Annotated in this window: 23 protein-coding genes; 12 read left to right on the top strand and 11 right to left on the bottom strand. The window is 72.2% G+C overall.

All coding sequences use genetic code 11. The features are described 5' to 3' along the window. Nucleotides 1–68: 68 nt before the first annotated feature. Nucleotides 69–2,306, top strand: coding sequence for a rhamnogalacturonan lyase (locus tag FYW99_RS24460; RefSeq protein ID WP_190394789.1), 2,238 nt, complete (start codon nt 69–71; stop codon nt 2,304–2,306). Between the two features lie 116 nt (nt 2,307–2,422). Here FYW99_RS24460 and FYW99_RS24455 read toward each other — a convergent pair whose 3' ends face one another. Then, on the bottom strand, nt 2,423–3,229 hold the full coding sequence (locus FYW99_RS24455) for an IclR family transcriptional regulator (protein WP_150254375.1): 807 nt from the start codon (nt 3,227–3,229) through the stop codon (nt 2,423–2,425). A gap of 110 nt (nt 3,230–3,339) precedes the next feature. Further along, on the bottom strand, nt 3,340–4,950 hold the full coding sequence (locus tag FYW99_RS24450; protein WP_190394788.1) for a long-chain-fatty-acid--CoA ligase: 1,611 nt from the start codon (nt 4,948–4,950) through the stop codon (nt 3,340–3,342). Nucleotides 4,951–5,177: 227 nt separating this feature from the next. Between FYW99_RS24450 and FYW99_RS24445 the strand changes: the two genes are divergently transcribed. The 5 genes from FYW99_RS24445 (at nt 5,178) to FYW99_RS24425 (ending at nt 9,811) form a co-directional block, all read left to right on the top strand. Further along, a complete protein-coding gene (locus FYW99_RS24445; protein WP_150254373.1) occupies nt 5,178–6,050 on the top strand; it encodes an isocitrate lyase/PEP mutase family protein in 873 nt (290 codons plus the stop codon). A 2-nt stretch (nt 6,051–6,052) separates the two neighbouring features. Then, the gene (locus FYW99_RS24440) at nt 6,053–7,321 is read left to right on the top strand and encodes a 3-isopropylmalate dehydratase large subunit (protein WP_190394787.1); all 1,269 of its coding nucleotides are present in this window, start codon (nt 6,053–6,055) and stop codon (nt 7,319–7,321) included. Further along, a complete protein-coding gene (locus FYW99_RS24435; RefSeq protein WP_150254372.1) occupies nt 7,318–7,851 on the top strand; it encodes a LeuD/DmdB family oxidoreductase small subunit in 534 nt (177 codons plus the stop codon). Before FYW99_RS24440 ends, FYW99_RS24435 begins: the two co-directional genes overlap by 4 nt. A gap of 142 nt (nt 7,852–7,993) precedes the next feature. Next, the gene (locus FYW99_RS24430) at nt 7,994–9,328 is read left to right on the top strand and encodes an MFS transporter (RefSeq protein ID WP_223839481.1); all 1,335 of its coding nucleotides are present in this window, start codon (nt 7,994–7,996) and stop codon (nt 9,326–9,328) included. A gap of 135 nt (nt 9,329–9,463) precedes the next feature. Next, nucleotides 9,464–9,811 (top strand): DoxX family protein, encoded by a 348-nt coding sequence (locus tag FYW99_RS24425; RefSeq protein WP_150254371.1) that lies wholly within the window; start codon nt 9,464–9,466, stop codon nt 9,809–9,811. A gap of 142 nt (nt 9,812–9,953) precedes the next feature. Here FYW99_RS24425 and FYW99_RS24420 read toward each other — a convergent pair whose 3' ends face one another. After that, complete coding sequence (locus FYW99_RS24420; RefSeq protein WP_150254410.1) at nt 9,954–10,625, bottom strand: TetR/AcrR family transcriptional regulator; 672 nt, start codon at nt 10,623–10,625, stop codon at nt 9,954–9,956. Between the two features lie 214 nt (nt 10,626–10,839). Between FYW99_RS24420 and FYW99_RS24415 the strand changes: the two genes are divergently transcribed. From FYW99_RS24415 to FYW99_RS24400, 4 genes are all read left to right on the top strand, one after another. Further along, nucleotides 10,840–11,604 carry an SDR family NAD(P)-dependent oxidoreductase gene (locus FYW99_RS24415; RefSeq protein ID WP_150254370.1) on the top strand — a complete coding sequence of 255 codons (765 nt, stop codon included), beginning with the start codon at nt 10,840–10,842 and terminating at the stop codon, nt 11,602–11,604. A 155-nt stretch (nt 11,605–11,759) separates the two neighbouring features. Beyond that, the gene (locus FYW99_RS24410) at nt 11,760–12,980 is read left to right on the top strand and encodes a cytochrome P450 (protein ID WP_150254369.1); all 1,221 of its coding nucleotides are present in this window, start codon (nt 11,760–11,762) and stop codon (nt 12,978–12,980) included. Next, complete coding sequence (locus FYW99_RS24405) at nt 12,974–13,666, top strand: TetR/AcrR family transcriptional regulator (protein ID WP_150254368.1); 693 nt, start codon at nt 12,974–12,976, stop codon at nt 13,664–13,666. Before FYW99_RS24410 ends, FYW99_RS24405 begins: the two co-directional genes overlap by 7 nt. Further along, complete coding sequence (locus tag FYW99_RS24400) at nt 13,663–13,863, top strand: ferredoxin (protein WP_150254367.1); 201 nt, start codon at nt 13,663–13,665, stop codon at nt 13,861–13,863. Before FYW99_RS24405 ends, FYW99_RS24400 begins: the two co-directional genes overlap by 4 nt. 182 nt (nt 13,864–14,045) lie before the next feature. Here FYW99_RS24400 and FYW99_RS24395 read toward each other — a convergent pair whose 3' ends face one another. Next, nucleotides 14,046–15,545, bottom strand: a complete 1,500-nt coding sequence (locus FYW99_RS24395) for a SulP family inorganic anion transporter (protein WP_150254366.1) — start codon at nt 15,543–15,545, stop codon at nt 14,046–14,048. A gap of 512 nt (nt 15,546–16,057) precedes the next feature. Further along, on the bottom strand, nt 16,058–16,465 hold the full coding sequence (locus FYW99_RS24390; RefSeq protein WP_150254365.1) for a MerR family transcriptional regulator: 408 nt from the start codon (nt 16,463–16,465) through the stop codon (nt 16,058–16,060). A gap of 205 nt (nt 16,466–16,670) precedes the next feature. Here FYW99_RS24390 and FYW99_RS24385 point away from each other — a divergent pair, with 205 nt between their 5' ends. Further along, entirely contained in the window at nt 16,671–17,750 is a 1,080-nt protein-coding gene (locus FYW99_RS24385; protein ID WP_150254364.1) for an RNA ligase (ATP), read from the top strand. Nucleotides 17,751–17,876: 126 nt separating this feature from the next. Here FYW99_RS24385 and FYW99_RS24380 read toward each other — a convergent pair whose 3' ends face one another. Next, a complete protein-coding gene (locus FYW99_RS24380) occupies nt 17,877–18,617 on the bottom strand; it encodes a class I SAM-dependent DNA methyltransferase (protein WP_150254363.1) in 741 nt (246 codons plus the stop codon). Between the two features lie 367 nt (nt 18,618–18,984). Here FYW99_RS24380 and argG point away from each other — a divergent pair, with 367 nt between their 5' ends. Further along, the gene (argG, locus tag FYW99_RS24375; RefSeq protein ID WP_150254362.1) at nt 18,985–20,433 is read left to right on the top strand and encodes an argininosuccinate synthase; all 1,449 of its coding nucleotides are present in this window, start codon (nt 18,985–18,987) and stop codon (nt 20,431–20,433) included. Nucleotides 20,434–20,716: 283 nt separating this feature from the next. On the opposite strand, the gene FYW99_RS24370 is transcribed toward argG, so the two are convergent. From FYW99_RS24370 to FYW99_RS24350, 5 genes are all read right to left on the bottom strand, one after another. Next, nucleotides 20,717–21,352 carry a histidine phosphatase family protein gene (locus FYW99_RS24370; RefSeq protein WP_150254361.1) on the bottom strand — a complete coding sequence of 212 codons (636 nt, stop codon included), beginning with the start codon at nt 21,350–21,352 and terminating at the stop codon, nt 20,717–20,719. After that, entirely contained in the window at nt 21,349–22,503 is a 1,155-nt protein-coding gene (locus tag FYW99_RS24365; protein WP_150254360.1) for an ABC transporter ATP-binding protein, read from the bottom strand. The genes FYW99_RS24370 and FYW99_RS24365 overlap by 4 nt, the downstream gene beginning before the upstream one ends. After that, nucleotides 22,500–24,278 (bottom strand): ABC transporter permease, encoded by a 1,779-nt coding sequence (locus FYW99_RS24360; protein ID WP_150254359.1) that lies wholly within the window; start codon nt 24,276–24,278, stop codon nt 22,500–22,502. The genes FYW99_RS24365 and FYW99_RS24360 overlap by 4 nt, the downstream gene beginning before the upstream one ends. Nucleotides 24,279–24,318: 40 nt before the next feature. Then, nucleotides 24,319–25,485: a type 2 periplasmic-binding domain-containing protein gene (locus FYW99_RS24355; RefSeq protein WP_150254358.1), complete on the bottom strand. Its 1,167-nt coding sequence runs from the start codon at nt 25,483–25,485 to the stop codon at nt 24,319–24,321. Nucleotides 25,486–25,571: 86 nt separating this feature from the next. Beyond that, nucleotides 25,572–26,405, bottom strand: a complete 834-nt coding sequence (locus FYW99_RS24350; protein WP_223839479.1) for a MurR/RpiR family transcriptional regulator — start codon at nt 26,403–26,405, stop codon at nt 25,572–25,574. Nucleotides 26,406–26,651 lie beyond the last annotated feature (246 nt).

The raw sequence follows: 26,651 nt of genomic DNA, 5'->3' as shown, positions 1-26,651 counted from the left end.
CCATGGGGATCCCCCCGCGTTCCGTCCGAAGAACGAGTCCGCTGTTCGCAGGCGTATGTGCCCTGGTGATGGCCGGAAGTTCCACCGCCCTGGCCGAGCCCGGAGGAGACTCCGGCATCCAGTTGGAACGGCTGGATCGCGGCCTGGTCGCCGTCGACACCCCGGAAGGCGTTTTCCTGAGCTGGCGCCTGCTGGCCTCCGAGGTCGGCGGGCACACCGACTCCGGGCTCCGGGGCCCGCAGTTCCGGGTGTACCGGGACGGCCGGGTCGTCGGGATGGTGCGCGACAGCACCAACTTCCTGGACGGGGAGGGCGGCGCGGACTCCGAGTACCGGGTCGTCCCCGTCCCCCGGGGAAGGCCCGGCGTCGGCCCCGAGGGCGAGGCCGCCGTGTGGGCCGAGGGGCACCACGACCTGCCGCTCCAGCCGCCCGAGGGCGGCACCACTCCGGCGGGGGAGGAGTACGGCTACACCGCCAACGACGTCAGCGTCGGCGACGTGGACGGCGACGGGCGGTACGAGTTCGTCGTCAAGTGGGACCCCACCAACTCCAAGGACGTCTCGCAGCGGGGCTACACCGGCCCGACCTACGTGGACACCTACACCCTGGACGGCGAGCTGCTGCACCGGATCGACCTGGGCGTCAACATCCGGTCGGGCGCGCACTACACGCAGTTCGTCGTCTACGACCTCGACGGCGACGGCCGCTCGGAGATCATGCTCAAGACGGCTCCGGGCACGCGGACACTGACCTTCGGCGAGGGCGGTGAGGCGGTCGAGGACCACATCACCCTGCCGGAGGCGGACGTCGAGGCCGGGGTCGAGCACGGCGACGACTACCGGATGAGCGCCGGGGACTACCGCGAGCACGTCGTGGAGGTGTTCCTGGGCTGGCACGAGCACCCCGAGGTCGTGGCCGGGAACTGGCCCGCCACCCTGGAGGAGGCCTTCGGTGAGGAGCCCCGGTACGACTACCCCCTGAGCGAGGCGGACGCCGGGGCGCTCGCGGACTTCTTCCTCGACGAGTACGCGCCCTCGCGCAGCGCGCGCAACGAGCTGCGCGAGTTCGAGGGCTTCGTCGTGCACGGCCCCGAGTACCTGACGGTGTTCGACGGCGGGACCGGCGCGGAACTGGACACCGTCCGCTACGAGCCGGGTCGGGGCGACGACGGCCTCCTGTGGGGCGACTACGCGATGTCGCGCATCGAGCCGGGCAACCGGGTGGACCGGCTGCTGTCCGGCGTGGCCTACCTGGACGGCCGGACCCCGTCGGCGGTGTTCGCCCGGGGCTACTACACGCGCGCGGCCGTGGCCGCCTACGACTTCGACGGGCAGGACATCAGCACGCGCTGGATCGCGGACAGCGGGCACGTGCCCATGGACAACCCGTTCAACGCCTCCCCGCACGGCGGCGACGGCTCCGATCCCGACATGGGCGCGCTGGCCGGTCAGGGCTTCCACTCCTTCGGCGTGGCCGACGTGGACGCCGACGGACGCCAGGAGATCGTCTACGGCTCCGCGACCCTGGACGACGACGGGTCGCTGCTGTACTCCTCACACGCCGAGGGTCCGCCCGGGAGCGCCATCGAGGGCCAGATGACCAAGCTCGGGCACGGCGACGCGATGCACGTGGGCGATCTCGACCCCGAGCGCGAGGGCCTGGAGGTCTGGACCGTGCACGAGGGCGGCAGGTACGCGCCGTACGGGTTCGCGATGCGCGACGCCGCCACCGGCGAGGTGCTGTTCGGCGGGTACACGGGCACCGACACCGGCCGGGGCATGGTCGGTGACATCGACCCCGACGTCCCCGGCCTGGAGGCCTGGTCCTCGATGCCGCCCGGCGGTGAGGCCGAGGCGGGCCTGTGGAGCGCCAGCGGCGAGTTCCTGGGCGAGGAGACCCCGGGTACGAACATGAGCATCCGCTGGTCCGCCGACATGACCACGCAGACCATCGAGGGCACTCAGCCCCCCAGGGTCGAGGACTGGCGGCGCGGCACGCTGCTCACCGCCGGGGGCACGCTCACCAACAACGGCACGAAGGGCAACCCCGCCCTGGTCGCGGACGTGCTCGGCGACTGGCGCGAGGAACTGGTCCTGCGCACGGAGGACAGCGGCGCGCTGCGGATCCTCACCAGCACCGAGGTGAGCGGACACCGGCTGCACACCCTCATGCACGACCCGCAGTACCGGGTGGACGTGGCCCGGCAGCAGACCGGCTACAACCAGCCCGCGTACCCGTCCTTCCACCTGGGCGCGGACACCGACTGGGCCCGGGTGGAGGTTCCCGACGCCCTCTACCCGGAGTAGCGCACGGTCTCCCCGGCCCCCTTTCCCGGTGATCTTGCTACCAGCGTCACTATGGGCGTCGACAGCGGCGCTGGTAGCAAGATCATCCCCGAGGGGCGGCCCGCGGGCTGGGCCGTCTACCCGGAGTGGGGAAAGCCGCCCCGGGCGCCCAGCTGGACCGACAGCTCGGCCGCCGCCTCGCGGACGGCCGCGATGAGGCCGACCAGGCCCGACCCCCGGAAGTGCGTGGCGGGTCCGCCCAGGCTCACCGTGGCGGCGAGCTCCCCGGAGGAGTCGAAGACGGGGGCCGCCACGGCGCCCACGTCGTCCAGGAAGTCCTCGTCGCTGACGGTGTAGCCCTCGGACGCGATCCGTTCCAGGTGCGTCCGCAGGGAGTGCTCGTCGGTCAGGGTGTGCGCGGTGAAGCTCCGCAGCGGCCGGGCCAACCACCGTTCCCGCAGCTCGGTGGAGAAGGCCAGCATCGTCATCGGCCCCGCCGCGGCGTGGAAGGGTAGCACGCTGCCGACGGCGATCTCCTTGATCGTCAGCGGCCCCGAGCCCTCGACGAGGTCGATGCAGACCGCGCCGTCCTCCGAGGGCACCATCAGGTAGGCCGTGTGGCCCGAACGCGCGGCCAGGCCGCGCATCAGGGGAGCGGCCTCGTCGCGCAGGTTGAGCTCCGCGAGCGCGGTCGATCCCACGGTGAACAGCCGCATGTTGACCTTGTAGGCGCCGTCCGCGCGCTGGCTGACCCAGCCGACCTGGACCAGCGTGGCCAGCAGGCGGTGCACCGTGGTCTTGTTCAGCCCGGTCTCCTCGGCCAGGTCGCCGAGGGTGAGGGCGTGCCGCTCATGGGTGAAGCACTCCAGGAGCCGACAGGCGCGGAGCACCGAGTTGACCACGCTCTTGGGTCCAACGGCCGATTCACCGTCGATCGTCGCCACCGAAGGGGACCTCCTCGCACGTTCGGCCGTCGGTGCCAGGGTAGCGGCCGGACCGCGGCCCTTCCGACGCCGTGGATCCGGCTCCGGCGGGCGCGGCCCCGCCGTCCGCCTCAGCTCTCACGGCCGTACACCGCGCGCATCCTCTTCTTGTCGAACTTGCCCACGCTGGTCTTGGGGACCTCCTCCACCAGCACGAACCGGTCGGGGAGCTGCCAGCGCGCGAACCCCTCCCCCAGGAAGCCCCGCAGCTCGTCCGGGGGGATCTCCCCGCCGTCCGTGCTGGACAGGACCGCGACGGGCCGCTCGCCCCAGGTCTGGTCGGGGACCGCGATGACGGCCGCCTCCCGCACCCGGGGGTGGGCGGTCAACCTGTTCTCCAGGTCCACCGAGGAGATCCACTCCCCGCCGGACTTGACCATGTCCTTGGCGCGGTCGACCAGGGTCACGTACCCCCGCGCGTCGACGGTGACCATGTCCCCGGTGCGCAGCCAGCGGCGCCCGTCGGGGGAGGAGTCGAAGGAGGCGCCGTCGTCCTTCTCCGGGGCGTGGTACCGGTCGACGACGAAGGGTCCGCTGATCTCCAACTCCCCCACGGAGGAGCCGTCCCAGGGGACCTCGCGTCCCCCGGCCATGGACCGGACCGCCAGGCCGGGCAGGGGGCGGCCCTGCGTGCGGCGGGCCGCCGCACGCGCCGCCTCGTCGGAAACGCACGGTTCCACGGCGACCAGTCCGACCGGTGAGCACTCGGTCATGCCCCACGCGTGGACGGGGCGGATCCCGAGGCCGGTGAGCGCGTCGAGCAGGCTCTCGGAGGCGGAGGAGCCGCCGATGACGACCCGGTCCAGGGTCGCCATCGCGTCGGCGGGCACCCGGTCCTCCTCCACCGCGCGGACCAGGGAGGACCACACGGTGGGCACGCCGGCGGCGAACGTCGCCCGGGCGTCGCGCACGAATCCGGCGAGGCTGAGCGGGTCCAGGTGGCGGCCGGGAAGGGCCAGACCGGCGCCCGACACCAGGGCCGCGTAGGGCAGGTTCCACGAGTTCGCGTGGAACATCGGCACGACCGGCAGCACCACGTCGTGGTGGCCGATGGCGAACGCGTCGGTCGTGCACAGGGTGAGCGCGTGCAGGTAGACCGACCGGTGGCTGTAGACCACCGCCTTGGGGCGGCCGGTGGTGCCCGACGTGTAACACACGCCCGCCGCCTCGTTCTCGTCACGGGGACGCCACCAGCTCCGCGGGCCGGGGGCCGCGGGGAGTTCCAGTCGGCGCACGCGCGCTCCGCCCTGGGCGGAGGGGAGTTCGGGGGAGTCGCCCATGACGAGGACGTGCTCGACGGTGTCGGGGAGTTCGACGGCGGACCAGGTCTCCCACAGGGACCCGTCCACGAGCACCACGCGGTCGCCGGCGTGGCCGAGCGTGTAGGCGATCTCGTCGGCGCTCAGACGGACGTTCACGGTGTGCATGACCATGCCCGAGCCGGGGATCGCGACGTAGGCGCGCATGTGGTCCGGGGTGTTCCAGGCGTAGGTCGCCACCCGGTCCCCGGGACGGAGCCCGAGGTCGGTGAGGACCTGCGCGAGTCCGCGGGCCCCGGCGAACAGCGCGGCGTAGTCCAGCGTGCGGACGCCGTCCGCTTCCCGGCCGGTGATCCCGCGGTCGGCGAAGGTCGTCTCGGCCCGGTCGAAGACCTGGTGCAGTCCCAGCGGTTCGGTCTGCATCACGGAGATCATCGCGGTTCACTCTCCCGTTCTGTACGAAACGTGTTCCGTGTGGTGTGGACACGGAGCCACCCGTGCACGGACCGCCCGGTCGGTATGTCGCCGTTCCGGCACGTAGGACCGTCGCGTGTCGACTGAGTTACGTACCGAAGTGATCCTTGACACAGGATCATACGCCTCTTTAGCCTCATTTCGAAACGCGTTCCGCTATACGAAAGGCAGGTGGCATGGAATCCCAGCGACTACGCGAGCTGATGGACGCCGGAGTGGTCTACGCGCCGGGGGTCTGGGACGGGCTCACCGCGCGCCTGGCCGAACAAGCCGGGTTCTCGGCCCTGTGCGCCTCGGGCTTCGCTGTCTCCGCCTCCCTCGGCTACCCGGACGCCGAGCTCTACACGATGTCGGAGAACCTCGACGCGACCCGCCGCATCCGCGAGGCGAGCGGCCTTCCGCTGATCGCCGACATCGACACCGGGTACGGCAACGCGGTCAACGCCGCGCGGGCGGGCCGCCGTTTCCGCGACGCCGGAGTCGCCGCGGTCTTCATGGAGGACCAGGAGTCGCCCAAGCGCTGTCCCCTCTGCGTCGGCGACCCGGTGCCCCTGCTCCCGGCGCAGGAGGCGGCGGGGAAGGTGCGCGCCGTCAAGGACGCCGTCGGCGACGACGTCCTCCTCATCGCGCGCACCGACGCCTCGGGCGAGGAGGCGCTGCGCCGCGCGCAGGCCTACGTCGGGGCCGGAGCCGACATGATCATGCCGGTCACCAGGACCTTCTCCACCGTCGACGAATGGGCGAGGTGCCGGGAGGAGGCGGGGGTCCCCCTCGTCGCCACGCTCACCGCCTCCACCTGGACCGAGCGCGAGTTCACCCCCCGGGTCCTGGAGGAGGTCGGTGTCGCGCTCGCCCTCCTGCCCACCCAGGTGCTGATGGCGGCGACGGGCGCCATGCGCCAGACCCTGGGCAGGCTGGCCGGGGGAGAGCCCCCCGCCCAGGTGAGCGCCGACGCGCTCCAGCACCACGAGTTCGTCGACCTGATCGGCTTCGCCGAGGTCGAGGCCGCGCAGCGGGACTACCTGCCCGCGGCGCGGGAGGGGGAGTGAGCATGGGCCTGACCATCACCGAGAAGATCCTCGGCCGGGCCGCCGGGGGGACCGCTGTCCGCGCCCGCGACAACCGCGCGTTCCGGCCCGACCACATGATCGCCTACGACTTCCCCGGCTACACCGACGTGATGTTCCGCCAGATGCACGACGACTTCGGCATCAGGGAACTGGCCGACCCCGAGCGCTACCTGGTCTTCATCGACCACATGCTCACGCGGGGCAGCGCCAAGGAGGAGGAGGTCCACAAGGTCACCCGCGACTGGTGCGACTTCTACGGGATCACCCTGCACGAGGCCGAGGGGATCGGCCACCAGGTCGCCGCCGAACTCGGTTACGCCCTTCCGGGCCGGTTCCTCATCCACTTCGACGGCCACATCAGCGGCCTGGGGGCCTTCGGGGCGCTCGGGTGGGGGGTGCGGCGCGACCTCCTGGAGGCGTGGGTCACCGGTCGGATCTTCCTGGACGTGCCGGAGTCGGTGCGCTTCGAACTCACCGGGGCCTTCCCCGAGGGCGTGGACAACCGCGACCTCATCCACGCCATCATCTCCCGGCTCGGCGCCGACGGCTGCGCCCACCAGGTCATGGAGTTCACCGGCCCCGGAGCGCGCTCGATGAGCATCGACCGCAGGCAGGGCCTGTGCGGGATGGCGATGTTCACCGGCGCGGTGTCGGCGATCTTCAACCCGGACGAGCTCTCGCTGGAGTACGCCCGCACGGTGTCCGACACCGTTCCCGAGCCGCTGTACAGCGACCCCGACGCGGTCTACGCCGGTGTGCACGAGATCGACCTCTCGGAGCTGGAGCCGCAGGTCGTGCTGCCCGGGTCGGCCCGGGGCCAGAACACGCGGGGGGTCTCGGAGCTGGAGGGCACCCCCGTCACCAAGGCGTTCATCGGCTCCTGCGCCAGCGGGAGGCTGGAGGACATCCGGGCCGCCGCCGGGGTGCTGCGGGGCCGCAGTGTCGCCGACGGCGTGCAGCTCAACGTCGTCCCGACCTCGGCGGCGATCCACCGCCAGGCCGAGGCGGAGGGGCTGCTGGACGTGCTGCGCGAGGCCGGAGCGGCCGTGGCCGAGTCCAGCTGCGACTTCTGCTTCGGTTACCAGAAGCCCCTGGAGGCCGGGGAGAACTGCGTGTCCACGGGCGTGCTCAACATCTCCGGGCGCATGGGCAGCACCGACGCCAACATCTACATGGGCTCCGCCTACACCGTCGCCGCCAGCGCCGTGACCGGGAGGATCTGCGACGTGCGGGAGGTGACCGGGTCATGAGTCCGCTGCCGCCGCCCGACGTCATCAGCGGCCGCGTCGCCTGGATCTTCGGGGACGACTTCGACGTCGACCTCATCATCGGCGTGGAGAACATCAAGTACTACGACCCCGACGTGCTGCGGAGCGTGTGCATGCGGCACTACGACCCCGCGTTCGTCGACGAGGTGCGCCCCGGCGACGTCGTCGTCGGGGGCCGCAACTTCGGCTACGGGCACCCGCACTACCCGCCGCTCGTCGCGCTGCGCAACCTGGGGGTGGCGGCCGTGATCGCCGAGTCCTTCTCACCAGGCTTCTGGCGCGGGGAGACCTACAACGGCATGCCGCTGCTGACCGTCCCGGGCATCAGCCGCGCCGTCCGGCGGTGGGACCGCGTCGAGGTCGACTGGAGGCGCCCGTCCGTACGCCTCCCCGACCGGGACGCCGAGCTGACCGGAAACCCGCTCACCGAGCGCGTGGTCAAGGTCATCGAGGCCGGGGGGAGCCTCAACCTGCTCCTCTCCGAGCACCGCTCGACACACGCCGCGGGCTGACCGGCCGGGTCAGGACCGCCCCACCGACACGCGGGAGCGCCGGACCGGCGTCCCGTCCCGCCGCCCCGGCCCACGGGGAGGCGTCCTTCCCCGTGGACCCCCGACGGGCGCCCACGTTCCGTCCTCACCAGGAGGCATCGCCTTGTCCTCTCCAGACAGCGCCGGGAGCTCCCCGGCACCGACCCCCGTCGGCGCGCCCGTGCGCGACCGGCGCACCGCGCTGCGAGCCGCGGTCGCCGGCGGGGTGGGGACCCTGATCGAGTACTACGCGTTCAGCGTCTACGGGTTCCTGACCGTGGTCATCGCCCCGCTGTTCTTCCCCAGCTCCAACCCCGCCACCTCGGTGCTGGCCACCCTGGCCGTGTTCGGGTCCGGCTACCTCATGCGGCCGCTCGGCGGGATCTTCTTCGGCCGCCTCGGCGACCGGACCGGACGCAAGGTCGCGCTGGTCTCCACCGTCGTCAGCATGGGCGTGTGCTGCGCCCTGATGGGCATGCTGCCCACCTACCCGCAGGCCGGGATCATCGCCCCGATCCTGCTGGTGGTCGTGCGCATGGCCGAGGGCTTCTCCGCCGGAGGCGAGGTGGGCGGGTCGGCCACCTACATCGCGGAGTCCTCCCCGGCCGGCATGCGCGGCTTCTTCGGCGCGTTCACCCCGACCGGCTCCACGCTCGGCTTCGCGGTCGCGGCCGCCGTGACCGGCGCGGTCGTCGGGCTCCTCGCCCCCGAGCAGATGACGGCCTGGGGGTGGCGCGTCCCGTTCCTGCTGTGCGTCCCGCTGACCCTGCTGTGCCTGTGGGCGCGGCTGAAGCTGGAGGACACCCCCGACTTCAGGGAGATGGAGACCAAGGCGGAGGTGGCCCGCAGCCCCTTCACCGACGTGCTGCGGCGCAACCCGCGCTCCGTCCTCAAGGTCATCGGCCTGGCCATCGCCACCAACGGCACGGGGTACGTCGGGCTGACGTACATGAACGTGTACCTGATCAACGACCTGGGCCACGACTCCCAGGACGTGTACTGGCTCTCGGCCGCGGTCATCGCCGCGGCCTGCGCGTGCATGCCGTTCCTGGGCCTGCTCACCGACCGCTTCGGACGCCTGAGAGTGCTCACCGCGGGGTGCGTCGGCTACGTCCTCCTGGCCTACCCCATCCTGCTGGTCATGTCCCAGGCGTCGGGGCTGCTGGTCATCGGCCTGATGTACCTGGTGTTCATGGTCCTCAACGCCGCGCTCCAGGTCCCGGCGTTCCCGCTGTTCACCGAACTCTTCCCGAGGGCCGTGCGCTACACCGGAGTCGCCCTGGGCTTCAACATCGGGACCATCGTCGCCGGTGGGACCGCCCCCTACATCGCGGCCCAGCTGGTCGCGTCGACGGGTGACCCGGTGTCCCCGGCGTACTGGGTGATGGGGGTGGCGTTGGTCGGTCTGGTCACGGCGTTCACCGTCCGCTCCACCCGCGCCGGAGAGCTCCCCGCCTGACTCCGGCTCCGGTCCGGGCGGCCCCTCCGAGGGGCGGCCCGGACCGGAGCGCGCGGGCCCCATGTCACCTTTTCCGGTCGCGAACCGTCGAGGAGAGGACTCCTACGATTCCCGACCCGAAGAGGGAGCAGTGGCATGAACGCCGTCTACGTCCTGGTGACCGTGCTCGCCGTCCTGGCCAACGGCGGCATGGCCGTCGCCGACCTGCTGCGCGCGCGGTTCGTCCTGGCCAACTCCGCCGCCGTGGGCGTTCCCGAGTCGTGGCTGACCGCCCTCGGCCTCCTCAAGGGCGCGGGCGCGCTGGGCCTGCTCCTGGGCCTGCTCGGCGTCCCGGTGGTCGGGGCCGCGGCGGCGCTGGGGCTGACGCTGTTCTTCGTGGGGGCGGTGGTCACGCACCTGCGGGCCCGGAACTACGCGCTGGCCTACCCGCTCGCCTACCTGGCGCTGGCCCTGGGCTCGCTGGTCCTGTACTTCGCGAGGTGAGGCCCCGTCATGCCGGACTCCGCCAGGCCGGACCCCGGCGGGGCGGCCCCGCCGGGAGAGGCCGCGGCGGGTGGGCGTGACCACCGCGCCACCGAAGGCATAGCCGCCGCCGTGCCGGAGACGGCTCCGAACCGAGGCGGCCTCAGCCCGAGAACGCGTCCCCGCTGCCGTCCCCGCTGCCGTCCCCGCTGCCGTGCCCGCTGCCGTGCCCGCTGCCGTGCCCGAAGGCGGGCAGGCCGCGGGCCGCGGTGGTCAGCGCGGTGCGCAGCAGCGGTCCCACGCCCTCCGGCGGAGAACCGGGCCCGTCGCCCCCCAGGCGCGCCCGCTCCTCGGCGGCCAGGCGCAGCGCCGAGTTGAGGGTGGCCGCCTGGACGCGGACTGCCAGGCTGTCGGCGGGCTCCCCGGTGCGGTCGGCGATGATCCGGGCGAAGACGGACTCGGCCGCGTGGTGGACCTCCAGCCACACCGCCATGAGCGCCGGTTCACTGTGGGTCATCCGGATGAGGTCGGCGACCGGCCCCTCCACGACCTGCGGCTCGCCGTCGAAGAACCGCTCCCGCTCCAGGTACTCCAGGAGGGAGACCCCGGGCGGGCAGGCGCGCAGGCGTTCGGCCATGTGCTCCAGGCCCGTCGTCAGCAGCGGCCGGACGCAGCTCTCCTTGCTGGGGAAGTACCGCCACAGCGTTCTGGTGGAGATGCCGAGCGCGTGCGCGATGTCGTCGCCCGTGGTGCCCGACACCCCGTTCTCGGTGAACAGCCGTACGGCCGCCTGCGCGATCTCCGTGCGGACGATCTCCCTGCGCCGCTCGGTCATGGGCGGGCGGCCCCGCCCCGAGGGTGCGCGGGTCGCCTCCGTGGGTGGTGTTCCTGGCACGACCGTCCCCCTCCCGTGTCCGCGGCGCCTGGGCGGGTCCACTCTACTGACGCCCGGACCAGGCACAAGAATATTTGTCACTTAGCGACAAAAAGTCCTACAGTGACAACAGCGGCCGCCGTGGTCGCCATCAGCGGCAACGAGAGGGCTTCCCATGACCGGCCTGGGCCTGAAGGACAAGAACGTCATCGTGACCGGGGGCGGCTCCGGCATCGGCCGCGCGAGCGCGCTGCGCTTCGCCGCGGAGGGCGCCAGGGTCCTGGTCGCCGACCTCAACGCCGACACAGCGCGGGAGGCGGCCGAGGAGATCCGCGCGGCCGGTGGTACCGCCGAGACCGTGGTCGGCGACCTCAGCCGCCAGGAGGTCGTGGACGAGGTCGTCGCCACGGCCGTCGAACGCCTCGGCGGTGTCGACGTCCTGGTCAACAACGCCGGGATCATGGACGACATGTCCGCCACCGCCGACGTCACCGACGCGGTCTGGGAGCGGCTCCTGCGGGTGAACCTCACCGCGCCCTTCCTGCTCACCCGCGCCGTCCTGCCCCTCATGGCGGAGCAGGGCCGGGGCTCGGTCGTCTTCACCGCCTCGGAGGCCTCCCTGCGCGGCAGCGCCGCCGGGGCCGCCTACACCGCCTCCAAGCACGGCGTGGTCGGCCTGGTCAAGTCCACCGCGGTCATGTACCGCGACAAGGGGATCAGGGTCAACGCCGTCGCCCCCGGCGGCACCGCCACCTCGATCACCGTCGACGTCGCGTCCGCACCCCACGGTCCGACCACTCTCGGCACCTTCATGTCCAACATGGGCCGCGTGGCCCGGGCCGAGGAGCTGGCCGCCGCCGTCGTCTTCCTGGCCTCCGACGCGGCGAGCAGCATCAACGGAGCGGTCCTGCCGGTGGACAACGGCTGGTCGGCGGTCTGAGGAGGCGCCCGCGCGCGGACCCGGCCACGGGTCCGCGACGGCGGGCACGGCGGGCGCGCACACGCGTACCCATTTTTAAGTCAGTCGCTTGACTCAACGCCGTGGCGGACGTTCACTGTACGTGTACGTACCGCTGACGCAGAGGAGTGACGGCTGTGGGTGCCGACGAGACCGAACGGCTGATGGACTACCCGATCCCCAGCCCGGAGGCGCTGGAGCCGCCCGCGGAGTGGGCGGAGCTGAGGCAGCGGTGTCCCGTCGCCGGGGTGCGGCTGCCCAGCGGCGACCGGGCGGAGGTGGTCACCCGCTACGAGGACGTCAGGCGGGTGCTCTCCGACCCGCGCTTCACCCGGAGGCTCGACGCCGAGGACGCGGCCCGGGTCTCGGCCAGCGCCACGGGCGGCGTGTTCAACAGCGACCTGGCGGCGGCGGTCCCCGACAGCGGGGAGGAGCACCGGCAGTGGCGTCGGCTGGTCGGCAAGTGGTTCACCGCCAGGCGCATGAACGCGCTGCGGCCCGGGATCGAGGCCATGGCCGACGAGCTCGTCGACGGCATGGTGGAGCGCGGCCATCCGGCGGACCTCAGGGCGGACCTGGGCTTCCCCCTGCCGGTGTGGGTCATCTGCGACATGCTCGGCGTGCCCGACTCCGACCGCGACCGCTTCTCCCACTGGTCGGACGCGCTGCTCAACCTCACCCGCTACTCCCAGGAGGAGATGGACCGGGCCCAGGCCGAGTTCCTCGCGTACATGGGCGGCCACGTCGAGGCCAAGCGGGCGGAGCCGCGCGAGGACCTGATCAGCTCCCTGATCACCGAGACCGCCGAGGCCGGGGTCGACCTGCCCACCTCCGCACTGGTCGCCACCAGCATGGGCCTGCTGGTCGCCGGGCACGAGACCACCGCCAACATGATCGGCAAGATGGTGGCGATGCTGCTGGACGACCGGAGCCGCTGGGAGAGGCTGCTGGACGACCGGACGCTGGTGCGCTCCGCCGTGGAGGAGGCCCTGCGCTTCGACGCCAACGCCGGGCTCGGCCTGCCGCGCTACATCACCGAGGAGACCGAGATCAGCGGTTCCGTCGTCCCGGCCGGGACCACCGTCATGTGCAGCATGGGCGCCGCCAACCGGGACGAGAGCGCCTTCGAGAACGCGGACGAGATGGACCTGGGGCGCGTGCCCAACCCGCACCTGGGCTTCGGCGCCGGGGCGCACTCGTGCCTGGGGCAGGCGCTGGCCCGCACCGAGCTCCAGGCCGTGCTCGACGTGCTGCTGCGCAGGCTTCCCACACTGGAGCTGACCGTCCCCGCGGCGGAGCTGCGGCGTCTCGACGGCCTGGTCGTGGGCGGACTGAGCGAGGTCCCGGTCCGGTGGTGACCGTGTCGCAGACGCAGCCCGAACGTGCTGGCGCCACCCGGGAGCTGATCCTGTCCACCGCCGAGCGCCTGTTCGCCGAACACGGCCTGTTCGCGGTGTCCAACCGGGGCATCAGCGTGGCGGCGGGCCAGGGCAACAACACGGCGGTCGGCTACCACTTCGGCACCAAGGCCGAGCTCGTACGCGCGATCGTGCGCACGCACACCGAGCCCATGGAACTGCTGTGGGCGCGGATGGCCCGGGAGACGGGGGAGTCCCCGAGCGTGCGGGACTGGATCGCCTGCCTGGTCCGGCCGGTGACCCGGCACCTGGCCGACCTCGGTCCCCCGTCGTGGTTCGCCCGCTTCGCCGCGCAGGTCATGACCGATCCGGGCTTTCGCGTGATCATGACCGAGGAGACGCTGACCGCGCCCCAGCTCAGGCGGATCCTCACCGGTCTGCGCGGTAGTCTGCCGGACCTGCCGCCGGAGGTGCGCGCCGAACGCGAGGACATGACCCGCCATCTGATCGTGCACACGTGCGCCGAACGCGAGCGCGCGCTCGCCGAGGAGACGGCGACGCCCCGGTGCAGCTGGGAGGACACGGCGATCGGGCTGGTCGACGCCCTCACGGGGATCTGGCTCGCCCCCGTCACCCCGGCCGCCGGGCACGACCACGCCGCGACGACGAAGGAGGAACGACGATGAGGGTGACCGTCGACCAGGACTGGTGCTGCGGTGCGGGGCAGTGCGTGCTGCTCGTCCCGGAGGTGTTCGACCAGCGGGAGGAGGACGGCATCGTCGAGCTGCTCAACGAACGGCCGCCGGAGAAGCTGTACCCGGCCGTGCGCGAGGCGGGGCAGGTGTGCCCCACCGGCGCGATCCACGTGGACGGGGACGCCTGACCGCGCCGGGCGGGGAGGGTGAGCGCCTCACGACCGGTTCCGCCCGTCCGGGCACGTTCCGGCACACCCAGGACGGGGCGTCCGCGTCCGTCCCTCCCCTGCCCGGACGAGGTTGAGGGACAGTCCGAGGAACGCGGGAGCGGCCCGCCGGAGCCCCGGCGGGCCGCTCCCCATCGCTCGGGTCAGTGGCCGCCGGTGAGGGTTCCGGACAGCTCCTTGTGCAGGGTCGCACTGGGCCCGTTGAGGCCGGTGATCTCCACCTTCACGTCGTGCCGGCGGAAGTGCTCGGTGACCTGGTCCAGGGCGGCCACGGCCGAGGAGTCCCACACGTGCGCGTTGGACATGTCGACCACCACCTTCTCCAGGCCCTGCTCGGTGTAGTCGAACCGGTTGACCAGCTCGCCGGTGGAGGCGAAGAACACCTCGCCGTTGACCGAGTACACGCGGGTGCCGCCCTCGGGGTCGAGCACGCTGGTGACGTCGGCCTGCGCGGCGGCCCGGCGGGCGAAGAGCACCATGGACACCACGACGCCGACGATCACGCCCAGGGCCAGGTTGTGGGTGGCCACGACCACGGCGACGGTGACGACCATGACCAGGGTCTCGGTCCAGGGCATCCGCCTCAGGGTGGCCGGGGCGACGCTGTGCCAGTCGAAGGTCACGATGGCCACGAAGAACATCACCGCGACCAGAGCCGCGACCGGGATCATGCCCACCAGGTCACCCAGGGCCACGCACAGGATGATCAGGAACACACCGGCGAGGAAGGTCGAGACGCGGGTGCGGGCCCCGGACTTGACGTTGATCATGGTCTGGCCGATCATCGCGCACCCGGCCATGCCGCCGAAGAACCCGACCAGGACGTTGGCGAATCCCTGGCCGCGGGCCTCACGGCCGTGGTTCGAGGTGGTCTCGGTCTGGTCGTCGACGACCTTGGCGGTCATCAGCGACTCCATCAGCCCCACCAGGGCCAGGGTCAGCGAGTAGGGGGCGATCAGGACCAGCGTGTCCAGCGTGTAGGGCACGTCCGGGATCAGCGGTACGGGCAGGGTACCGGGCAGTTCGCCCATGTCCCCGACCGTCTGCGCCGGGATGCCCAGGGTCAGTGCGGCGACGGTGAGCACGACGATGGCCACCAGCGGTGCGGGGACCGCCTTGGTCAGGCGGGGCAGGCCGAAGACGATGACCAGGCCCACGGCCACCATGACGTAGATCGGCACGCCCACGCCCTCCAGGTAGGGCAGTTGGGCCGTGAAGATGAGGATGGCCAGGGCGTTGATGAACCCGGTCATGACGCTGGGCGGCACGAACCGCATCAGCCTGGCCACCCCGAGCAGGCCCAGGGCGACCTGGATGAGCCCGGCCAGGATGGTGGCGGCGATCAGGTGGTCGACGCCGTACTCCATCGACAGCGGCGCCGCGACCAGGGCCATCGCGCCGGTGGCGGCGGAGATCATCGCGGGCCGCCCGCCCAGGAAGGCGATGGACACGGCCATCACGAAGGAGGCGTACAGGCCCACGCGGGGGTCGACCCCGGCGATGAGGGAGAAGGCGATGGCCTCGGGGATCAGGGCCAGGGCCACGACCAGTCCGGCCAGCACGTCGGCGCGCAGCTGCGCTGCGGCGGGGATCCGGGCCTTGAGGGACCGGGGGGTCTTCACGGGCAGTTTCATGGCACCCATCGGGTTTCGGGCAGCCCACAACGAGGACCGCGGTGTTCGGGTCAGGCGTTCGTGCGCGGCGCGGACACGCGCCGGGTGGGGCGGGGGTGCGCCGGTGCGCACGGGGATCCGGGGCGATGTCGGTGACGCCCCGGTGCGGCTTCGTCGCCGCGGGCCCGGCCGTGCCCCTGGGCCGGGCCGGAAGAGAGTGCGGTGGCCCTCCGCTCGTGCGCGGGTGACGACCCGGAAAGACTCTACTCTTACGTGAGAGTCTGAGTCACTCCCGGCGACTGAGACAACCCTCACACGACGGAAGGGTGCGAGGATTCCGCCAGGCGAGGGCGGGCGGCTCCGTCCGGCGGACGTGTTCCCCGGCGATGACACACCGTGACCACAACGGTTGGCCGGAACCCGCTCCCCTCCGCGGTGATCTTGTACTTATGGCGAGGTTGGGCGGTCGAACCTCGCCATAAGTACAAGATCACCACAGGTCAGGCCACTCCTGGCACACCGGCAACGTTTCGGTCAGCCCATCAGGCGGTGGCGTTGTCGCGGGCGCGCTGCTCGCGCAGCCGCTCGGCGAACTCCTCGGCCATGGCCAGCTGGTCGCGCAGGGCCTGGCAGCGGGCGACGATGGCCGCCTCGAAGGCGTCGAGCCTCTCGCTCAGGGCCCGCCGCTCGTCGGGCCCGGTCCCGGCCGAACTCAGCCGGTCGACGGCCTCCAGCAGCTCGCGGGTCTCCTCCAGGCTGAACTCCAGCGGCTTCATCCGCTTGATGAGGTTCAGGCGGTCCACGTCCGTCTCGGTGTAGAGCCGGAAGCCGCCGCGGGAGCGCGCGGAGGGCTCGACCAGGCCGACCTCGCCGTAGTAGCGGATCGTGCGCAGGGACAGGCCGGTCCGCTCGGCGACCTCGCCGATCTGCATGTGTTGCGCCCCGGACATCGCGGCACCCCCTCTCGTCCACTCGACTCTAACGTCGGTTCCGGCGGGGCGCGGCCCTTCGCCGGGTGCGGTGCCCCCGCACGAGGCGGAACCCCGTGAGGCGTCCCCTCCGTAAAGCCGTTGTCGGCCCGGCGGACGCTCAGACATAGTGGACCGGCCCCCCGAGGCGCGGTCCGAACGCGCCTCCCCACACGGAGGAACCACCATGTCCACCCTTCGGGTCACCGCCGAGCGGCTGACGGTCCACCCGCACCCCAACGCGGACGCGCTGGAGCTGGCGCAGGTCGGGCTGTTCCGCGCGGTCGTGGCCAAGGGGGCCTACCGCACCGGCGACTGGGCCGTCTACGTCCCCGAGAGCGCGCTGCTGCCCGAGGACCTCATCGGGGAACTCGGCCTGACGGGCAGGCTCGCGGGCTCCCGGCGCAACCGGGTCAAGGCCGTCCGGCTGCGCGGAGAGCTCTCGCAGGGCATCGTCTGCCGTCCGAAGCTGCTGGCCGACCGCGACCTGGCGGCGGAGCACCGCGACGGCACCGACTTCGCGGGGGAGCTCGGGATCACCAAGTGGGTTCCCCCGGTCCCGGTGCACATGGGCGGTGACCTGGTCGACGCGCCGGACCTGCTGCGGTGGATCGAGGTGGAGAACGCCAAGCGCTACCCCGACGCCTTCGAGCCGGGTGAGCCGGTCGTGGCCACGGAGAAGATCCACGGCACGGCCTGCCTGTTCACCCTGGTCGCCGCGACGGGGGAGGAGTTCGCCTCGTCCAAGGGCCACGGGTCCCGGTGCCAGGCGCTGGCGTTCACGGAGAAGAACCTGTACTGGCGGGCGCTGACCGCCCACGGGGTGCCCGAGGCCGCGCGCAGGCTGGCGGAGCGGTTCGGCGCCGCCCGGGTGGGTGTGTTCGGCGAGGTGTTCGGTGCGGGCGTGCAGGACCTGGAGTACGGCGAGACCGGCCGCAGCGAGAGGCCCGGTTACGCGGTCTTCGACGTCTCCCTGGACGTGGACGGCGTCCTGAGCTGGATCGACGCCGCCGACCTGCCCGGGGTGCTGGAGTCGGTCGGGCTGCCCTCGGTGCCGCTGCTCCACGACGGCCCCTACGACGAGGCGGCGCTGCTCGCACTGGCGCAGGGGGAGGAGACCTGGAGCGGCGGCGGCCTGCACCTGCGCGAGGGGGTCGTGGTCCGGCCCCGGCGCGAGCGCTACTCCCCGGTCCTGGGCGGGCGCGCGATCGCCAAGTTCGTGTCCGACGCCTACCTCACCCGCAGGGGCGGCACAGAGTACGAGTAGGCCCACCGCGCGGGCGCACCGGCAGGGAAACCGGTGCGCCCGCGGGGCCCCGGTGCGCCCGCGGGGCCGTCGCCGCGTGCGCCCACGGCCGGGCCGGTGCCGGGGAGACACCGCCGTGCCCCGGGCTCAGCCGACGGGCTTCTCCCAGACCGAGACGTGCTGGCGGCTGGCGCTGGTGAACGGCTCCCGGGTCCACCCGTCCCACCGGTCGCGCAGGCGCATCCCGGCGAGCCTGGCCATCAGGTCGAGTTCGGCGGGCCACACGTACCGGAAGGGGACCGTCCAGTACGTGCCGCGCCCGTCCGCGACCGTGACGTGGTGCGAGCTCATCGCCTGCGTGGCGACGTCGTAGACGTCGAACCCCAGCCTGTTCGAACCCACGTGGAACGGCACGGCGTCCTGGCCCTCCGGCAGCCTGCGCAGGTCGGGGACGCCGACCTCGACGACGAAGCGGCCCCCGGGCGCGAGGTGGTCGGCGGCGTTGCGGAAGCAGGCCACCTGCTCGTCCTGCGTGGTCAGGTTCATGACCGTGTTGAAGACCAGGTAGGCGAGGGAGAACGACCCCTCCACCCGGGTCGTGGCGAAGTCGCCGACCGTCACCCCGAGCGCGTCGCCGCCGGGTTTGGCCCTGAGCCGGTCGAGCATCGCCTCGGACAGGTCGATGCCGTGCACCGGCACCCCGCGGCGTGCCAGCGGCAGCGCTACGCGTCCCGTCCCGATCCCCAGTTCCAGGGCCCGGCCCCCGCCGGCCAGCTCCTCCAGGACGTCGACCGCCGGATCCAGGACGGCGGGCTCGAACATCTCCGCCGACGACTCGTCGTAGGTCGCCGCGACGCTCTCCGCGAAGTGGTTCTCCCGTGCGCTCATCCCGGAACGCTAACCCGCGGCCCCCGCGGGCCGCACGCGGTTTTCCCGAGGCCCCGGCGAGCGCCACGTGCGGCCCCGCAGGCGCCGGGTACGACAGCCCGGCGGCGTCCGGCGCGTCTCCGGTGGAGCGGCCCCGATCCCGGGCAGGGTGGGGAAAGCCGGTCTCCGGCCCGGGTACGCCCTGCGCTGCGGGGGTGTCCCGTGCGGCGCTGTGTCCCGCACGGCCTCGCCACCCCGCGCGACCCCACAGCAGTGCCCCGCACGACCCCGGCCCCGGCATTTCGCACGGCAGGTCAGGGATCTATCCCACACCGACATGCCGCCCCCCAGATTGCATGCTCATTCATAAGGGCGCATACTTATTTCCATGTCCAAGGTACTCACTTCCCTCCCCGTCGGCGAGCGCGTCGGGATCGCCTTCTCCGGTGGCCTCGACACCTCGGTGGCGGTCGCGTGGATGCGCGACAAGGGCGCCGTCCCGTACGCCTACACCGCCGACATCGGCCAGTACGACGAACCCGACATCGCCTCGGTCCCCGGCCGCGCCACCGCCTACGGCGCCGAGGGCGCCCGCCTGGTCGACTGCCGCGAGGCCCTGGTGGAGGAGGGGTTCGCGGCGCTGGCCTGCGGAGCCTTCCACATCCGTTCCGGCGGCCGCACCTACTTCAACACCACCCCCCTCGGGCGGGCCGTCACCGGCACCCTGCTGGTGCGCGCGATGCTCGAGGACGGCGTGCAGATCTGGGGCGACGGGTCCACCTTCAAGGGCAACGACATCGAGCGGTTCTACCGCTACGGCCTGCTCGCCAACCCCTCCCTGCGGATCTACAAGCCGTGGCTGGACGCCGACTTCGTCAACGAGCTCGGCGGCCGCAAGGAGATGTCGGAGTGGCTGCTGGCCCACGGCCTGCCCTACCGGGACAGCACCGAGAAGGCCTACTCCACCGACGCCAACATCTGGGGTGCCACGCACGAGGCCAAGGCGCTCGAACACCTCGACACCGGCATCGAGATCGTCGAGCCCATCATGGGCGTGCGGTTCTGGGACCCCGAGGTGGAGATCACCGCCGAGGACGTCACGATCGGCTTCGAGCAGGGCCGCCCGGTCACCGTCAACGGCAAGACGTTCGCCACCGCCGTCGACCTGGTCAACGAGGTCAACGCCATCGGCGGCCGACACGGCCTGGGCATGTCGGACCAGATCGAGAACCGGGTCATCGAGGCCAAGAGCCGCGGCATCTACGAGGCCCCGGGCATGGCGCTGCTGCACGCGGCCTACGAGCGGCTGGTCAACGCGGTCCACAACGAGGACACCCTCGCCAGCTACCACAACGACGGCCGACGGCTCGGCAGGCTGCTCTACGAGGGCCGCTGGCTGGAGCCCCAGGCGCTGATGCTGCGCGAGGCCCTCCAGCGCTGGGTGGGCACGGCGGTCACCGGCGAGGTGACCCTGCGGCTCCGGCGCGGTGAGGACTACTCCCTCATGGACACCACGGGGGCGGCGTTCAGCTACCACCCGGACAAGCTGTCCATGGAGCGGACCGAGGACTCCGCGTTCGGCCCGGTCGACCGCATCGGCCAGCTGACCATGCGCAACCTCGACATCGCCGACTCCCGCGCCAAGCTGGAGGAGTACTCCAGGGTCGGCATGGTCGGCACCTCGCACCCGACGTCGATCGGCGCCGCCCAGGCGGCCTCGACCGGGCTGATCGGCGCGATGCCCGAGGGCGGCGCCGAGGCGATCGCCTCCCGGGGCCAGTCCTCCGAGAGCGACGGCCTGCTCGACCACGCCGCCATGGAGTCCGGGAACGACTGAGGCCCGGATCCGGCCCGCGCTCCGGCGCGTGGGGGCCGGTCGGGCTTCGCCCCGGAGCTGATTCGAGCCTCCGGCCCGCGATCCGGCGCGTACGGGCCCGTAGGACCGATCCGCCGCCGGGGTGGGAACGCCCGCGCGGGCGTCCCCGCCCCGGCGGCGATCCCTGTGGGGGCCGGCCCAGGACGGGGATCCGGCCCCGGGCGCCCGCGCGGGCGGTCCCACCCGGCCAGGCCCGCTGGGCCGTGTCGCCGTGGGTCCGGCACCCCCGCCCCGGCACCGCCCGTCAGTCCGGCGGGTCCAGCGGCGACATCGCCGGGGAGTAGTTGAACAGCCGGAGCCTGGCCGCACCCGGTTCGGTGAGGGAGGCGGCCCCGGGGTCGACGTCGACGATGCTCAGACTGGCCGGATGGCTGGGCACCGTGCGCGCCGGGTCGAGCCCGACGACGGCCACGAGGAAGGCCCGCACCGGTCCTCCGTGGGTGACGGCCAGAACCGTCCGGTGGCCCCCGTCGTGCGCCCGCCGTACGGCGGCGCCGATCCCGTCGACCACCCGGTCGGTGAGTTCGCCGAAGCTCTCCGCGCCCGGGGGGTGGAACCGCCCCGCGCGCCACGCGGCGTACACGCCGCCGTCCTCCTCCTTGATCTGTGCCGAGTACCGCCCCTCCCACCCGGCCAGGTAGGCCTCGTTGAGCCGGGGGTCGCGCGTGTCCGGGCTGACCCCGAGGACCTCGGCGGTCTCCTGCGTGCGGCACAGCCCGGAGGTGACGACGTAGCCGGGGTCCAGGTACCGGACCGTCTCCGCCAGCGCGGCGACCTGACCGCGCCCGGCCTCCGACAGTCCGATGTCCTGCTGTCCCTGGAGGCGGCGCTCGCCGTTCCACGCGGTCTCGCCGTGGCGGACCAGGATCAGTCGCATCATCGGACCGCCTCGGTGTCCAGGCGGTCGCCCGCGGCGTCGAAGTAGGCGTCCGGCGCCTCGGGCAGGCGCAGACCGGCCGCGTCGCCGGGCAGCAGGTCGACCGGCGTGTCCCGGGAGACGTTCACCCGGGTGCCGTCGGCGAGGTCCACGCCCACGACCCACCTGTCGGCCATCGGCACCTGGTCGGCGAAGACCGCCTCCAGGCACCCGGGCGCGGACGCCTCGCGCTCGATCCCGAGCGAGCCCGCCCGGTACATCGCCCTGACGACCCCGTCCGGGACCGACGCCGGAGCCGCGCCGCAGTCCACGCCGAAGGCCGACAGCCGCCCGCCCCCGGCCCGGCACCCGACGATGTTCGCCGGGGGAGTGCCGACGAACGTCGCGGCGAACGCGGTGCGCGGCGACTCCAGCAGCTCCCGCGGCGTGCCGAACTGCTCTATCCGGCCGTCCTTCATGAGCGCGATGTGCGTGGCCATGGTCATCGCCTCCACCTGGTCGTGCGTGACGTAGACGCTCGTGGCACCGGTCGACCGGTGGACGCGCATGAGCTCACCCCGGGTGTCCACCCGCAGTTTCGCGTCGAGGTTGGACAGCGGTTCGTCGAAGAGCAGCACCTTGGGCTGCGGGGCGATCATGCGGGCGATCGCCACGCGCTGCTGCTGGCCGCCGCTGATCTCCCCCGGGTACCGGTCGGCCAGGTCCTCGATCGACAGCATCGCCAGCACCTGCTCGCTCCGGGCCCACCGGTCGGCCTTGGACCACTTGGCCACGGTCAGCGGCCAGGCGATGTTCTGGCGCACGGTCTTGTGCGGCCACAGCGCGTAGGACTGGAAGACCAGTCCGGCCTCGCGCTCGGCGGGCGGCACGATCTCGGTCCCGTCGCCGCGGGCGATGACGCGGTCGCCGAACCGGATCTCGCCCCCGGTGGGGTTCTCCAGCCCGGCGAGCATCCGCAGGGTCGTCGTCTTCCCGCAGCCGGACGGGCCGAGCAGCACGAGGAAGGAGCCCGCCGGAACGTCGATCGAGACGCCGTCGACGGCGGCGGTGTCGCCGAAGTCCTTGCGCAGGTCGGTGATGGTCAGGGAGGCCGAGGAGGCTCCGGAGCGCATGTCGGTCCTTTCGGCCTGCCGGGTGCGCGGCGTTGGGGTCATGAGTTCGAGTTCCAGGGCTGGGCGGCGCCTTCGAAGCGCCGCGCGATGACGGTTGCCGCGACCGAGATCACCGCGATGACCACGGTGACCGCGTTGGCCAGCTGGGTGAAGTTCTCCGAGGAGTACTGGTAGGTGAGGACGGCCAGGACCGGCATCGCCGGGGTCGCCAGCAGCACGACCAGGGACAGGTCGCGCACCATCTGGACGAACACCAGGACCCCGCCGGTGAACAGGCCGCGGGCGGTCAGCGGTGCGATGACCGCGCCGATCCTGCGCAGCAGCCCTGCCCCCGCCATCACCGCGGACTCCTCGACGTCCCTGGACACCTGGCTCAGGGCCGAGGTGCCCGACCGGACGGAGAAGGGGATCGTCGCCGCGATCCCGGCCAGCACGAGGATCGCGAACGTCCCGTACAGGCTCGGGAGCGGGCCGATGGGCGCCCCGAACTGCGCGATGAAGGCCGCGCCCAGCGCGATGCCGGGGATGAGGAAGGGCACGAACGAGGTGACGCTCATGGTCCCCACCAGCCACCTCGGGCCGTTGGATCGGGTGATGACGTAGGAGATGAGCAGCCCGAGCACACCGGCGCCGACCGCCACGCACACCCCGAGCAGGACGGTGTTCCAGGTGGCCTCCAGGATCTGCGGGTTGTTCAGGACGCCCCGCTGCCCCTGGGCGAGAGCGGGGTCGGAACCGCCGGTCCAGTAGTGCAGGGTCAGCCCGGAGGCGAAGTCGTTCGTGCGCAGGGTCAGCGAGCTCAGGACGAGCACGAGGCCGGGCACGACCGTGGTGCACGTGACCAGCAGCCAGGCGAGCCCGGCCACCGGCCACCCCCAGGGCCCGAGGTCCACGCCCCGGCGGCGGCCGCCCTTGCCGGTGATCGTCGCGAAGCTGCGCCTGCCCCCGGTGATGCGCGTCGAGGCGTACATGATCATCGCGGCGACGAGGATGAGCACGATCGAGAGCACGTACCCGCGTGCGACGTCGCCGGTCGAGATCGCCCCGTACAACCGGGTGGAGAGCGTGTGGAAGCGCACCGGCAGGCCGAGCAGGGCCGGTGAGACGAAGTTGGAGACCCCCTCGGCGAAGGCGAGCAGTGCGCCGGAGACCATTGCCGGGGCCACGACCGGCAGGGCGATGTCCCTGGCCACCCGCAGCGTGGAGGCCCCGGTCATCTCGGCGGCCTCCATGAGGTCGCCGTTGACGCTGGCCAGCGCGGCGGCGACGAGCATGAAGGACAGCGAGAAGTAGTGGGCCGTCAGGGTCGCGGCGATCGGCACGGGCCCCCAGGCCAGCCAGTCCGGGACGTGGAGGCCCAGGTTCATCAGGATCCCGGTGGACCCGCCGATCAGGTCGTTGCGAAAGACCGACTCCCACGCCAGCGCCAGGGCGAAGCTCGGCAGCGCGAACGGGATCGTCGCCAGCAGGCCGAGGGTCCTGCGCCCCGGGATGCGGGTCATCACGACCACCCAGGCGAGGAACCCGCCCACCACCGTGGAGCACACGGCGGTGGCGGTCCCCACGAGGATCGAGTTGCCCATCGGCCGCCACAGGAGGTTCTCCGACATCGGGCTGGCGAACACGTCCGCCCACGCCTCGCGGTTGCCGCTCTGGAGGGTCGTGCTGACCAGCCCGCTGAGCGGCGCCACCACGAGGACGAGCAGTACGAGCAGGGTGCCGGTTCCCAGCACCACGGAGGGCTGCCTCAGTGCCGTGCGCGCACGGGCCACCGTGGTGCCGACCGCGGTGCGGCGGGGGGCGGGTGCCGTCGTCATGGTGTCCTTTCGCCGGCGTGGGAGCCGGGGGAGGGGTCTCTCACAGGGTGAGCAGGAAGTCGGCCACGTCGTCGCGGACCTGGGCGGTCTCCTCGGGATCGATGTCCCAGGCGCCCAGTTCGTCCAGGGGCGCGGCGCCCTCGGGCATCTCCATGTCCGTGCGGACCGGGTAGTCGCCGGGGACGTAGAAGGGCTCGTATCCGGGACCGCCGGTCGCGGAGTCGTCGCCCATGAGGAAGTCGGCGACCAGGCGCGCGGCGGCCGGGCTGTCGGAGCCCTGCACCATGCCGATGTAGGCCGGGAAGGTGATGCCCAGCGACGGGGCGGTCCCCAGGGAGGCCTGGAGCGCCCAGCCCTCCTCCTCGTTGTCCCGGCGGTCGGAGTAGGAGGTGATGCCCACCGGCGGGTCCTCCTGCCCGGTCGCGCCCACGGCCTCGTTGACGTTGTCGGTGTCGTCGACCAGGACCAGTCCGTTGGCGTAGAGGTCCTTGACGAACTGCTGCCCGGCGTTCTCGACGCCCTCGTCGAGTTCGACCTCGGACCCGAAGTGCTCCTGGTGGGCCTGCGCCATCTCGTCGGAGCGGCGGACGATCTCCGTCACGAGGTCGAGGTAGTCGCCGCGCACGCCCGGGTCGACCATGACGACCCTGCCGTTCCACTCCTCCTCGGTCAGCTGCCACAGGTTCTCGATCGGGCTGCCGTCGGGGTGGGCCTCCTCGTTGTACATGAGGATCTTGGTCGACAGCCGGTTGGCCAGCAGCGGCTGCTGGTACTCCTCGGGCACGGTCTCGGCGACGCGCTGGGGCACGTGGTTCTGGAGGATGCCGCCCGCGATGAGTTCGGTGATGACCACCGGGGCGTCGGAGATGTAGGCGACGTCCGCCGAGGGCGTTCCGGCCTGCGCCTCGGAGTGCAGGCGGGTGACCTGCTCGGAGGAGGCGATGTCGTGGCCGATGAGGTCGATGCCCGGGTACTCCGCCTCGAAGGCCTCCTCGACGGAGGCGATGCGCGAGGTGAAGGAGTAGACGGTGACCTCCCCCTCCTCCTGCGCCAGCTCGACGAGTTCCTCGTGGGTGGCGTCGTCGAGTTCGTGGGGCTGGGCGGGCCCGCCGGTGTCGGCGGTCTCGGGGGTGCCGCCGCCGCAGGCGGCGAGCGTCACGGCGAGAGGGAGGGCGACGGAGGCGGAGAGCAGTCTCGAAGTGCGCATGAGCAGGTCCTTTGCGTCGGTTTTCGCGCAGGCGGGAGCTAGGCCGGGGGGATCCGGCCGTCGCGGGGATGAGGGGACCGGCGGCGTCAGTCGAACGCGGTGAGCAGGTCGTCCAGGTGGTCGAGGGCGGGCAGGATGGTCTCGGGGTGGCGCTGGGCGACGGTGAGCACGATGGCGTTCGCGATCATCATCGGGACGCTCAGGGAGGAGAAGCCCTCCTGGTGTCCGCGCGGGGCCGAGAGCACGGTGGTCGGAGCCGGGTCGAGGGTGTGCAGGGTGTCCGTGACCAGAACGGAACGGGCTCCGACCCCGGAGGCGTGGGCGTACAGCTGTGTGAGGTTGCGCGGAGCGCGGCGGAACGCGAACGACACGACGACGTCGGAGTCCGACATCGCCAGGACGCGTTCGGCGACCTCGCGGCCGGGGCCGACGAGGTTGACCGGGCGCATCCCGAACCGCCGCAGCCGGCTGTCGAGGAGTTCGGCCAGGACCCCGGAGTTGCCGCGCGCGAAGAGGTAGACCACCCGCGCGCCGACGAGGAGGTCGGCCACCTCGTCGATCTGTGCCTGGCTCACGTGTTTGCCGACCGCCGCGAGGGAGTCGAGTTCGGTGGCCAGGAGGGTGTCCAGGACGCTGGCCCGCCCCTGGCCCCGGAGTTCGGCCCGGAACCGGTCGCCCGCACCGTTGAGGCGTGCCTCGTGGGCCTCGCGCAGGTCCTCGCGCAGCTCCAGGTAGCCCTGGTAGCCCAGCCGCTGCGCCAGCCGGGTGGCTGCGGCCGGGTGGACCCCCGCTCGCTGGGCGACCTCTCCGCCCCGCCACAGGGGAGCCTCGGCGGGGTTGGAGAGCAGCTCGTCGAGGAGGATCCGGTCCGACTTCGTCAGCCGGTCGCGGTACTCGCTCATACGTTCCTGGAGGTTCACAGCGCCCACGATACAAGCAAGTTTTCTTGCAGAGACTGTTTTTCCTGCAACTTTATTTTTGGTTCATGGGGACTTCACCCTCTCCCCGGATACCGGCCGGGTGTTCACCCGTGGATCGCTCGGCGGCAAGGCGGGGGACAGGGCGCGTCCCGAAAGCCGCCGGTGCGTCCGATGGTTGCTTCCGGCAGGTGAAGGCGCGTACGGTACCGCCCGCTCCCTCGCGGTGGTCTTGTACCTGTAGCGAGG

Origin of the sequence: Nocardiopsis deserti (genome assembly GCF_008638355.1) — a bacterium.
In the GTDB taxonomy this organism is placed as follows: Bacteria; Actinomycetota; Actinomycetes; order Streptosporangiales; family Streptosporangiaceae; genus Nocardiopsis; species Nocardiopsis alborubida.
This window is presented reverse-complemented; position numbering and strand designations above follow the sequence as displayed.